Annotated in this window: 10 protein-coding genes; 6 read left to right on the top strand and 4 right to left on the bottom strand. The window is 62.5% G+C overall.

Annotated features, from left to right (window positions below; genetic code table 11):
- Positions 1 to 10 precede the first annotated feature (10 nt).
- A complete protein-coding gene (asd, locus tag AC07VI_RS12290; protein ID WP_086145636.1) occupies positions 11 to 859 on the top strand; it encodes an archaetidylserine decarboxylase in 849 nt (282 codons plus the stop codon).
- Between the two features lie 17 nt (positions 860 to 876).
- Here the strand turns inward: asd and AC07VI_RS12295 are convergent, their stop codons facing one another.
- Positions 877 to 1,782 carry a LysR family transcriptional regulator gene (locus AC07VI_RS12295; RefSeq protein WP_492993711.1) on the bottom strand — a complete coding sequence of 302 codons (906 nt, stop codon included), beginning with the start codon at positions 1,780 to 1,782 and terminating at the stop codon, positions 877 to 879.
- 125 nt (positions 1,783 to 1,907) lie between these two features.
- On the opposite strand from AC07VI_RS12295, the gene AC07VI_RS12300 reads away from it, so the two are divergent.
- The 3 genes from AC07VI_RS12300 to AC07VI_RS12310 all read left to right on the top strand — a co-directional run bounded on the left by AC07VI_RS12300 (position 1,908) and on the right by AC07VI_RS12310 (position 4,521).
- Positions 1,908 to 2,507: an FMN-dependent NADH-azoreductase gene (locus AC07VI_RS12300; RefSeq protein ID WP_086145638.1), complete on the top strand. Its 600-nt coding sequence runs from the start codon at positions 1,908 to 1,910 to the stop codon at positions 2,505 to 2,507.
- A gap of 68 nt (positions 2,508 to 2,575) precedes the next feature.
- A complete protein-coding gene (locus AC07VI_RS12305) occupies positions 2,576 to 3,451 on the top strand; it encodes a pirin family protein (RefSeq protein WP_086145639.1) in 876 nt (291 codons plus the stop codon).
- A 119-nt stretch (positions 3,452 to 3,570) separates the two neighbouring features.
- Positions 3,571 to 4,521: a cation diffusion facilitator family transporter gene (locus AC07VI_RS12310; protein WP_086145640.1), complete on the top strand. Its 951-nt coding sequence runs from the start codon at positions 3,571 to 3,573 to the stop codon at positions 4,519 to 4,521.
- Positions 4,522 to 4,664: 143 nt separating this feature from the next.
- On the opposite strand, the gene AC07VI_RS12315 is transcribed toward AC07VI_RS12310, so the two are convergent.
- Genes AC07VI_RS12315 through AC07VI_RS12325 form a run of 3 tightly spaced genes read right to left on the bottom strand, consistent with a single transcriptional unit; the run spans position 4,665 to position 8,241 of the window.
- Positions 4,665 to 6,914: a RelA/SpoT family protein gene (locus AC07VI_RS12315; protein ID WP_086145641.1), complete on the bottom strand. Its 2,250-nt coding sequence runs from the start codon at positions 6,912 to 6,914 to the stop codon at positions 4,665 to 4,667.
- Between the two features lie 40 nt (positions 6,915 to 6,954).
- A complete protein-coding gene (locus AC07VI_RS12320) occupies positions 6,955 to 7,305 on the bottom strand; it encodes a RidA family protein (RefSeq protein WP_086145642.1) in 351 nt (116 codons plus the stop codon).
- Positions 7,306 to 7,359: 54 nt separating this feature from the next.
- Positions 7,360 to 8,241 (bottom strand): alpha/beta fold hydrolase, encoded by an 882-nt coding sequence (locus AC07VI_RS12325; RefSeq protein WP_086145643.1) that lies wholly within the window; start codon positions 8,239 to 8,241, stop codon positions 7,360 to 7,362.
- A 374-nt stretch (positions 8,242 to 8,615) separates the two neighbouring features.
- Here AC07VI_RS12325 and AC07VI_RS12330 point away from each other — a divergent pair, with 374 nt between their 5' ends.
- Positions 8,616 to 9,917, top strand: a complete 1,302-nt coding sequence (locus tag AC07VI_RS12330) for a dicarboxylate/amino acid:cation symporter (RefSeq protein ID WP_086145644.1) — start codon at positions 8,616 to 8,618, stop codon at positions 9,915 to 9,917.
- Between the two features lie 248 nt (positions 9,918 to 10,165).
- The gene (locus tag AC07VI_RS12335; RefSeq protein ID WP_492993707.1) at positions 10,166 to 10,588 is read left to right on the top strand and encodes a DoxX family protein; all 423 of its coding nucleotides are present in this window, start codon (positions 10,166 to 10,168) and stop codon (positions 10,586 to 10,588) included.
- Positions 10,589 to 10,647 lie beyond the last annotated feature (59 nt).

Raw genomic sequence — 10,647 nt, forward strand, 5'->3', positions numbered from 1 at the left:
GCTTCCCATCGTGTCTGACCGTCTTGCCGTTTTGCCTCAATATCTGCTGCCCAAGGGCGCGCTGACCAACTTTGCCGGACGCATCGCCGGCGCCAAGGGCGGCGCCATGACCACGCGTTTGATCCGCTGGTTCGTCGGCCGCTACAACGTCAACATGGATGAGGCGCTGGACCCGGACATCACGCACTACACGAGCTTCAACGATTTCTTTACGCGCGCGCTGCGCCCCGATGCCCGTCCGCTGGCCCGGGCCGACTACGTCTGCCCCGTCGACGGCCGCATCAGCCAGTTCGGCACGATCGACAAGGACCAGATCTTCCAGGCCAAGGGCCACCATTTCAGCACCACGGCCCTGGTGGGCGGCGATGCGGCCCTGGCGGCGCAGTTCGAGCACGGCAGCTTCGCCAATCTGTACCTGAGTCCGCGCGACTACCACCGCATCCACATGCCCTGCGACGGCCGTTTGACGCGCATGATTTATGTGCCCGGCGAATTGTTCTCCGTCAACCCGACGACGGCGCGCGGCATTCCCGGCCTGTTCGCCCGCAACGAGCGCGTCGTCTGCGTGTTCGACACGGCCAACGGCCCCTTCGTCATGACCCTGGTGGGCGCCACCATCGTCGGCAGCATGGCCACCGTCTGGCACGGCGTCGTCAACCCGCCCCGCACGGGCGAGATCCGCGACTGGAGCTATGCCAACGACAATGTGGTGCTGAAACAGGGCGAAGAACTGGGCCGCTTCCTGCTCGGTTCCACCGTCGTGATGCTGTTCCCGCAAGACACCGTGCAATTTAATGCCAGCTGGCAACCGGCCGGCCCCGTGCAACTGGGCGAAGTCATGGGCAACGTGCCCAGCTAAGCCTGCGGGATGCGCGCCTACACGGGCGCATCCGTGCGATACATTTCCTCTATCAAGTCCAGAAATGCCCGCGTCTTGGCCGGCATCAAGCGCCGGCCGGGAAACACGGCCCAGCCCGTGACCAGCGGGAAACTCCACTCCGGCAGTACGCGCACCAGTTCCCCCGTCGCCACATACGCCTTGGCGAAGCGGTCCGTGCTGGCCGCGATGCCCACGCCCGTGCAGGCCATGCGTACCAGCAATTCCGGCGAATTCGCCAGCAGGCGCACGGGCAAGTCGCGCTCCCACGTCGTCTTGCCGCGCATCAAAGTCCAGTGCACGAGGCCGTGCACGGCGCGGGGCAGGCTCAGCAAATCATGGCCATACAGGTCGTCGGGATGCTCGGGCAAGCCGTGCACGCTCGTGTATTGCGGCGAGGCATATAGCGCCAGCGTGCTGAAGGCCACGCGGCGCGCCGCCAGGCTGGCGTCGTCGGGCAAGTTGCCCATGCGGATGGCCAGGTCGAAATTTTCTTCCAGCAAGTCCACGCGGCGCGCCGACAAGTCCAGTTCCAGCGAAATGGCCGGATAGCGGCGCACGAATTCGGCCAGCACCTGGCGCATCAGCGCGTCGCCGAAGTCGGCCGGCATGGAAATGCGCAGCAAGCCGCTGGGGCCCGCCTGACGGTGCTGCGCCAGCGCGCCGGCCGCCTCCGTCTCTTCCACCACCTTGCGCGCATGTTCGAGCAGGCTGGCGCCAAACTCCGTCAGCGCCAGCTTGCGCGTGGTGCGCAGCAGCAGCCGTTCGCCCAGCTTCGCTTCCAGCTGCGAGATGCGGCGCGACAGGGTCGATTTGGGCAAGTCCACGCGCACGGCGGCGCGCGAGAAACTACCGCACTCGACGACGCGGGCGAACAGCAGCAAATCTCCGGGATCGATATCCATCGCTTACCTTTACGCTCAATTGTTCCATGAGTGGATTAATGTTATCCATTTTAACGGCTTCCGCATCAATTTTGGAATTGCTATAGTTCATCCATCGCAAGACACCTCACAACGGAGAAAACAAGATGAACATCCTGCAAATCAATTCCAGCGCCCGCAGCACCGGCTCCGCCTCGACCCGCCTGGCTGACGCCATCGTTGCCCGCGTGCAAGCAGCCAACCCCGGCGCTGCCCTGGCGCGCCGCGACCTGGCTGCCCAGCCGCATCCCGTGCTCGACGAACCTACCCTGCAAGCGCTGTTCACCCCGGCAGACAAGCGTACGCCGGAACAGGCGGCCCGCATCGCCCTGGACGACGCGCTGATTGCGCAAGTGCAAGCGGCGGACGTCATCGTCATCGGCGCGCCCATGTACAACTTCGGCATCACCGTGCAACTGAAAAGCTGGTTCGACGCAATTGCCCGCGCCAACGTCACCTTCAAGTACACGGAAAACGGCCCCGTCGGCCTCTTGACCGGCAAGAAAGTCTACGTGGGCCTGTCCCGCGGCGGCTTGCACCGCGACAGCGCCAACGACAGCCAGGTGCCTTACCTGAACACCATGTTCGGCTTCCTGGGCATGACGGACGTGCAGTACGTATATTCGGAAGGCATGGGCATGGGTCCGGAAGCCGTGGCCAAGGCACAGGCGCTAGCCGATGCCGAGATCAACGCGATCCTGGTATAAATACAAAGATTGATGGGCATCAAACCGGGACGGCGCGCGAGCGCCGTTCCTCCCGACTGGAGAACACAATGAGCGACATCACCACCGTCAACAAGCCACGCGCCGTCGAGCGCGTGATCGCCGGCCAGGCCGTCATGGATGGCGCCGGCGTGAAGATCAACCGCGTGCTGACGCAGCAGCTGCAGCGCCGCCTCGACCCGTTCTTGATGCTCGACAACTTTGCCAGCGACCAGCCGAACGACTACATCGCCGGCTTCCCCGAGCATCCGCACCGGGGGTTCGAGACAGTCTCGTACATGATCACGGGGCGCATGCGCCACAAGGACAGCGCGGGCCACGAAGGCTTGCTGACTTCGGGCGGCGTGCAATGGATGACGGCCGGCAGCGGCGTGATCCACTCGGAAATGCCGGAGCAGGAAGCGGGCGTGATGGAAGGGTTCCAGCTGTGGCTGAACCTGCCCGCGCGCGACAAGATGCGCACGCCGTGGTACCGCGATTTCACGAGCAGCGAAATCCCCCGCTACACGACGGACGCGGGCGTGACCGTGCAAGTGATCGCCGGCGAGAGCCATGGCGTGGCGGGCGCCGTGCAGCGCGAACTGACGCAGCCGCTGTACCTCGACATCGACTTGCCGGCCGGCGCCAGCTTCGAGCAACCCTTGCCGCCAGGCCATAACGCCTTCCTGTACGCCTTCCGCGGCGAAGTGCGGGTGGACGGCAAGGCCGTGCCCGCCCTGCGCATGGCCATCTTCGCCAATACGCCAGGCAGCGACGGCGTGCGCATCGAAGCGCCCGCAGGCGGCCGCGTGATCCTCGTCGCCGGCCAGCCCCTGAACGAGCCCATCGCACAATATGGCCCGTTTGTCATGAATACCCAGGCGGAAGTGTTCCAGGCCGTGCAGGATTTCCGCGAAGGCAAGTTTGGCGAGACTGCCTCGCAGTAATATTGTTTCGTATCAAGAAAAGACCTGCTGCGCCTCCGGGCCTGCAGGTCTTTTTTCGTGCCGACTATTTTGTTACTTTTCATTTACACTAACGGCAACCTCATTCAACAAAGCATTCCATGCAGCCGACGCACACCGAACACGACGCCACCCATTTGCACGCCCACCTGAAGGGCGACGCCAAGCACACGCACTCGTTCGAGGGGCGCAGCCAGAGCATCCTCGCGTGGGCGCTGGGCCTGACCCTGTCGTTTGCCGGCATCGAGGTGGCGGCCGGCTTCCTGTCCAATTCGCTGGCGCTGATTTCCGACGCGGGCCACATGGTCACGGACGCGGCCGCGCTGGGCCTGGCCCTGCTGGCGCAACTGATCGCGCGCCGCCCGCCCTCGCCGCGCCACTCGTTCGGCTTTGGCCGCGCCGAGGCGCTGGCCGCCTTCGTCAACGGCCTGGCCATGCTGTGCGTGGTGGGCTGGATCTGCTATGAAGCCGTGCTGCGCTTTTCCGCCCCGCAACCCGTCAAGGGCGGCATGGTCTTCATCGTCGCCTTCATCGGCCTGGCGATCAACGTGGTGGTGGCGTGGGTATTATCGAAGGACAAGCAAAGCGTGAACACGCGCGCCGCCCTCGTGCACGTGATGGGCGATTTGCTCGGTTCCGTCGCCGCCATCATCGCCGGCGCCGTGATTTACTTCACGGGCTGGATGCAGATCGACCCGCTGCTGTCCGTGCTGGTATCGCTGCTGATTTTGAAATCCACGTTCGGCGTGCTGCGCGAGTCCTACCATTTCCTGATGGAAGGCGTGCCGCACCACATCGACTACATCGAAGTGGGCACGGACGTGGAGCAGGTGGACGGCGTGATTGCCGTACACGATCTGCATGTGTGGGACATGTCGCCGGGCCAGCCGGCCCTGATCGGCCACGTGGAAATCGAACACCTCGACCATTGGCCAAAGGTATTGCGCGCGATCAAGAAGATGTTGCTGGCCAAGCATGGCATCGACCATATTACTTTGCAGCCAGAGACGGCGGCAATGGCGGGGTTGCATCAGGGTGACAAGACCCACTAACAGGCATTTCAACAAACATCACAACGCCTGACAAAACCGTAGCGAGCGGAAGGGAGAGGTGGCTAAGAAGCGCAACCGTACGAAGGTACGGTGAGCATCGCAGGCCGCCTATACCGACGCGCAGTAGGTTTGGTCAGACGTCCTCAACTGCGCCGCGCTTCTAACACCCCACTCACATCCTTGATCACATTCAGCGCCTTCAACAACTGCGCCGTCGAGCTGATCTCGGCCGTAAACGTCATGCGGGCCTGGCCCTTGGCGCTTTGGGTGTTGACGCCGATCACGTTGATCTTTTCACGCGAAAAGATTTCGGAGATGTCGCGCAGCAAGCCCTGGCGGTCGCCAGCAAGAATAAAAATGTCGACCGGATACACGGTGTCGTGGCCCGTGCTGCCCCACTCGGTAAAAATCACGCGCTCGGGCGCCTTGGCGCGCATTTCCTCGAAATTCTTGCAGGTGGCGCGGTGGATGGAGACGCCCTTGCCGCGCGTGACGAAACCGACGATGCTGTCCGGCGGCGCCGGCTTGCAGCACTTGGCCAGCACCGTCATCAAGCCCTCGGTACCGACCACCAGCACGCCGGACTTGGCGCCCTGCTCCACGCTGGAGGCGCGGCTCTTGCCGACCAGCACGGCGTCTTCCGGCACCACCACTTCGCCATTGTCGTGCAGCGCCTGCTCCACGTGGCGCAGGCTGAATTCATCCTTGCCCACCGACAGGAACAGCTCGTCGACCTTCGCAAAACCGAGCTTTTGCGCCAACGCCTCGAGGTTGACGGCCGTCTTGCCTTCGCGCTGCAGCGACTTTTCCACCAGCGAGCGGCCGTGGGCCAGGGTTTCCTGCATGTCGATGGCATGGAACCAGGCGCGGATCTTCGAGCGCGTGCGCGTGCTGACGGCGTAGCCGGCGCTGAGCCAGTCGCGCGACGGCCCGGCCGTGCCCGGCGCGCCCTTGGCCGTGATGATTTCGCAGGTCTGGCCGTTCTTCAGCTGCGTATTCAGGGGCACCATGATGCCGTCGACCTTGGCGCCGCGGCAGCGGTGGCCCACGTCCGTATGCAGGTGATACGCAAAGTCGACGGGCGTGGCGCCCACGGGCAATTCCAGCACGCGCGCCTGCGGCGTCATGACGAAGATGCGGTCATCCAGGGTGGCGGACTTGAGCTTTTCCACCCATTCGCGCTGGATTTCTTCCTGGCCCACGACGGCGTCGGCCACCTCCGTTTTCCAGGCCAGCAACTGGCGCAGCCAGGCGATCTTTTCGTCGTATTTCTGGCCGGCAAAGTTCGAGCCGCCCTCTTCCTTGTAGCGCCAGTGCGCGGCCACGCCGTATTCGGCAAAGCTGTGCATTTCATTCGTGCGTATCTGCACTTCCAGCGGGCGGCCATCCTCGGCCGTCACCACCGTGTGCAGCGACTGGTAACCGTTGGGTTTCGGGCGCGAAATGTAATCGTCGAACTCCTTCGGGATGGGGGTCCAGATATTGTGGACCACGCCCAGCACCGTGTAGCAGGTTTTCACGTCGGCAACGATGACGCGGAAGGCGCGCACGTCGTACAGGGCCGTAAAGTCCAGTTCCTTGCCGCGCATCTTGTTCCAGATGCTGTAAATGTGTTTCGGGCGGCCAAATACTTCCGCCTGGATGCCGGCCGAAGCCAGTTCCGTCTGCAGGCGCAGAATCGCCGAGGACACGAAGCCCTCGCGCATCATGCGCTTTTCTTCCAGCATCTTGGCGATGCGTTTATACGCTTCCGGCTCGATGAAGCGGAACGATAAATCTTCCAGTTCCCACTTCAGCTGCCAGATGCCGAGGCGGTTGGCCAGCGGCGCATACAAATCCAGTGTTTCCTTGCCGTACTCGCGCGTCATTTCATTGAACAGCTTCAAGTCGGCAAAGTAGCGCAAGGTCGTCACGCAGGCGGCCAGGCGCACCAGCACGACGCGCATGTCGGAGGCCATGGCCAGCAACATCTTGCGCAAGGTTTCCACCTGGGCCACGGCTTGCTGCGCCGCATTCTTGCCACGCCCGCCGGCGCCGCCGTGCTGCGCCTGGGTCAGCGCGCGCAGCCGGATCAGCTGGCGCACGCCTGTCGCCAGGTCGCACACCTGCTTGCCGAAGCGCGGCTCGATGTCCGCCGCCGTGTCCGGCTCAAGCAGGGTCAGCTCGAACATCAGGCCGGCAATGCGCGTTTCCGCATCGCTGCGCAGGAAAGCCAGCGTAGTAGCCACGCCGATGGCGAACTCCAGCGCGGAGCGGCCGGCAAAGGTCTGCTTGTCGCCATACGCTGCGGTGGCATACGCGAGCGCATCCAGCACGCGCGCGCTGTCCGGCGCACTCAAGCCCTCTACCAGTTGTTCCGATGTGGCGCTATTCGGGGCCGAGATGGAAACCATGTGATACCTTATAAACTTAACAACTCAATAACTGAATAACTTAGCGTTCTGCAGCGATGATGACGATTTCTACCAGGCAAGCCGGATTGGCCAGCTTCGCTTCCACCGTGGCGCGCGGCGGCGTGTGGCTTGATGCGACCCAGTCGTCCCACACTGCATTCATGCCGTCGAAATCCTTCATGTCGGCGATGTAGATCTGGCATGACAGGATGCAAGTCTTGTCGCTGCCCGCTTCCATCAGCAAACGGTCGACGTGACCGAGCACTTCGCGCGTCTGGCCGACGATGTCCTGCGTCGTGTCTTCGGCGATCTGACCCGCCAGGTAGATGGTGCTGTTGTGTATCGCTACTTCAGACAGGCGTTTGCCTACGTGCAGTCGTGTAATTTCCATGCTTCTTCTTTCGGTTGTTTCAAAATCGGTACAGCGGTACTGCTTGATATCTGATTACTTTCCCAGCAAAAACTGGCGCGCGATGGCGATCTGGTCGTCGTGGATGAAGGTGGGCGCATGGCCCACGCCCTCGATCTCGACCAGTTGCGCCTTCGGGCCGCGGCCCAGCATGATCTGCGCCGTCGCGTGCGACAGCAGATCCGATTCCGCGCCGCGCACCAGCAAGGTGGGGCAGCGCACGGCATCATACGCGGCCCACAGCATGGCTTCGTCGCTGGCCGCCGATTCCGGCGTGGCCGAGCGGAACGGCATGGCCAGGCCCATATCATAGTGGCGGCGCCAGTGACCATCCTTGTCCTGGCGCAAGACGTCCACTGCCAGTTTATGCCATTCCGCATCCGTGTGCGGGCCGAAGCTGGCGGACACGTCGCGCACGAATCTGGCGCCCTGCTCGAAGGTATCGAAACGCAAGTCCTGGCCGATGTAGTCGCCGATGCGCTGCAAGGCTTCGGGCGCCAGCGTGGGGCCGATATCGTTCAAGACCAGCTTGCTGATCGGGCTGTCCGGCAGCGAAGCCAGGCCCAGGCCGATCAAGCCGCCCATCGAGGTGCCGAACCAGTCCACTGTCTGGCGTTCGCCGTTGGCCAGCACGCGCGCCAGCAAGGTCACCATGTCGCTCACGTACTGCGGTATGCGGTAGAACTGCGGATTGGCCAGCCAGCCCGAGCGCCCGCGTCCCACCACGTCGGGGCAGATCACGCGGTAATCGCTGGCCATGGCGCGCGCCAGGCTGTCGAAGTCGTCCGCCACGCGCGTCACGCCATGGGCGCAGACGAGCACGTTCGGATTGTCGGGCGCACCCCATTCCTTGTAGGACATGGTGTGCAGGCCTGCGGGGGAGATGCATTGCACTGACTTGATGCTCGCTTCGATCATGCCATTCCTTATAACACCGGAGAAAACCTACTGCGCGTCGGTGTTTACGGCCTGCGATGCTCACCGTACTTCAGTACGGTTGCGCTTCTCGGCCACAACTCCCTTCCGCTCGCTACGGTTTTGTCCGGCGTCGTTATTTGGTAGTAAAAAATAAAGAAACCGGCGATTTGCCAGTTGCCTCGCGCGCGATGCTACGGCAGTGTAGCGCAGCGCGGGCAATGCTCCAAGCGCACGCCTGAAATGCTGCGCCGCAGCATGCGCTGTATGGCGCAATACCCGATATAGCGAAAATGCATATCTGCGGTTATCCACAATTGAGCACGCCTGCCAATGGGCGGATGATCGCAGCATCAACCCGCAAGAGGAGACCACTCGTGAAAAAACCATTCTATAAAATCCTGTACGTGCAGGTGCTGTTCGCCATCGTCGCCGGCGTGCTGCTGGGGGTGTTCTACCCTTCGAACGCCGTCGACATGAAACCGCTGGGCGACGGCTTCATCAAGCTGATCAAGATGATCATCGCCCCCGTGATCTTCTGCACCGTGGTCTCCGGCATCGCGGGCATGCAGGACGTCAAGAAAATCGGCCGCGTGGGCGGCAAGGCGCTGCTGTACTTCGAGGTGGTGTCCACCTTCGCGCTGGCCATCGGCTTGCTGGTTGCCAATATCCTGAAACCGGGCGCCGGCTTCAATGCCGATCCGGCCCACCTGGACGCCAAGTCGATCGCGCAATACACGCACGCCGAAGGCATGTCGACGGTCGACTTCCTGATGAATATCATCCCGAAGACCTTCGTCGACGCCTTCGCCAAGGGCGACATCCTGCAAGTGCTGCTCATCGCCATCCTGTTCGGCTTCTCGCTGTCCCTGCTGGGCGAGCGCGGCCGTCCCGTCACGAAGCTGATCGACGAGCTGTCGCATGCCATCTTCGGCATGGTCAACATCATCATGAAAGTCGCTCCGATCGGCGCCTTCGGTGCAATGGCTTTTACCATCGGTAAATACGGCCTGGCTTCGCTGATCCCGCTGGCCAAGCTGATGGGTTCGTTCTACCTGACCTGCTTCCTGTTCGTCTTCGTCGTGCTGGGCGCCATCGCCAAGTACACGGGCTTCTCCATCGGCCGCTTCCTGTTGTACATCAAGGAAGAGCTGCTGATCGTGCTCGGCACCAGCTCGTCGGAATCGGCCCTGCCGGCCCTGATGAAAAAACTCGAGCGCCTGGGCTGCTCGAAACCGGTGGTCGGCCTGGTCGTGCCTACCGGCTACTCGTTCAACCTGGACGGCACCAACATCTACATGACCATGGCGGCCCTGTTCGTGGCACAGGCCACCAACACGGACCTGACGATCTGGCAGGAACTGACCATTCTGGGCGTGGCGATGCTGACCTCGAAAGGCGCGTCCGGCATCACGGGCGCCGGCTTCATCACCCTGGCCGCCACCCTGGCCGTGGTGCCGACGATTCCCGTGGCCGGCATGGCGCTGATCCTGGGCATCGACCGCTTCATGAGCGAATGCCGCGCGCTGACCAATTTTGTGGGCAACGGCGTGGCCACCATCGTCGTGTCGAAATGGGAAAAAGAACTGGACATGGACAAGCTGCACAGCGAGCTGGCCCATCCCACCCACCCGGCCGACGACGCCTACGTTGCACCGACCGTGAATATCGTCAAGTAAGCCTTACCTGCCATTGATACTCAGCATTGAAAAGCCCCGCGGAGCGATCCGCGGGGCTTTTTTCATGCGCGCGCAGCATATGCCATCATCAACAAACAGTAAATCATCCATCAATATTTATCACGATGATCAATGAATGCAAAACCATTACAGTACTGACTGACTGTTCGCCACCAGGCTCGCGCATAATGACACGGCGTTAATGCCAGTCTGACAGCGAACCATCCACCTTTTGAATGGAGTACCTCATGACCCTCACGCCCGCCTTCTACGCCACCTGGTCCCCACGTTTGCTGGGCCTGCTTCGCATCATCCTCGGCTTCCTCTTCCTGCAGCACGGCACGGCAAAACTGTTCGGCGCGCCGCACGTGGCCATGTTCGACGGCCTGCAACTGTTTTCCCTGATGGGCGCGGCCGGCGTCATCGAACTGGCGGGCGGCACCCTGCTGCTGCTGGGCCTGTTCACGCGGCCCGTCGCTTTCATCCTGTCGGGCCAGATGGCGGCCGCCTATTTCATCGCGCATGCGCCGGCCGGCTTTTTGCCCATCCTGAACGGCGGTGAAATGGCCGTGATGTACTGCTTCACCTTCCTGTACTTCGCGGCGGCGGGCGGCGGCGCCTACAGCCTCGACGGCTTGCGCGGCAAGGCGGGCTGTCCAGTCCTAAAATAGGTTGACAGTATTTATTGCTGCACAAACGCCCGATGCACCGCATCGGGCGTTTTGTACTT

The sequence above is a fragment of the Janthinobacterium sp. GW821-FHT03A03 genome (genome assembly GCF_059421435.1).

Excerpts from the sequence above, each read along its gene's own strand:
- AC07VI_RS12300 (WP_086145638.1), top strand. The coding sequence starts at position 1,908 with ATGAACATCCTGCAAATCAATTCCAGCGCCCGCAGCACCGGCTCCGCC.
- AC07VI_RS12325 (WP_086145643.1), bottom strand. The coding sequence starts at position 8,241 with ATGATCGAAGCGAGCATCAAGTCAGTGCAATGCATCTCCCCCGCAGGC.
- AC07VI_RS12335 (WP_492993707.1), top strand. The coding sequence starts at position 10,166 with ATGACCCTCACGCCCGCCTTCTACGCCACCTGGTCCCCACGTTTGCTG.
- AC07VI_RS12320 (WP_086145642.1), bottom strand. The coding sequence starts at position 7,305 with ATGGAAATTACACGACTGCACGTAGGCAAACGCCTGTCTGAAGTAGCG.
- AC07VI_RS12295 (WP_492993711.1), bottom strand. The coding sequence starts at position 1,782 with ATGGATATCGATCCCGGAGATTTGCTGCTGTTCGCCCGCGTCGTCGAG.
- AC07VI_RS12305 (WP_086145639.1), top strand. The coding sequence starts at position 2,576 with ATGAGCGACATCACCACCGTCAACAAGCCACGCGCCGTCGAGCGCGTG.
- AC07VI_RS12315 (WP_086145641.1), bottom strand. The coding sequence starts at position 6,914 with ATGGTTTCCATCTCGGCCCCGAATAGCGCCACATCGGAACAACTGGTA.
- AC07VI_RS12310 (WP_086145640.1), top strand. The coding sequence starts at position 3,571 with ATGCAGCCGACGCACACCGAACACGACGCCACCCATTTGCACGCCCAC.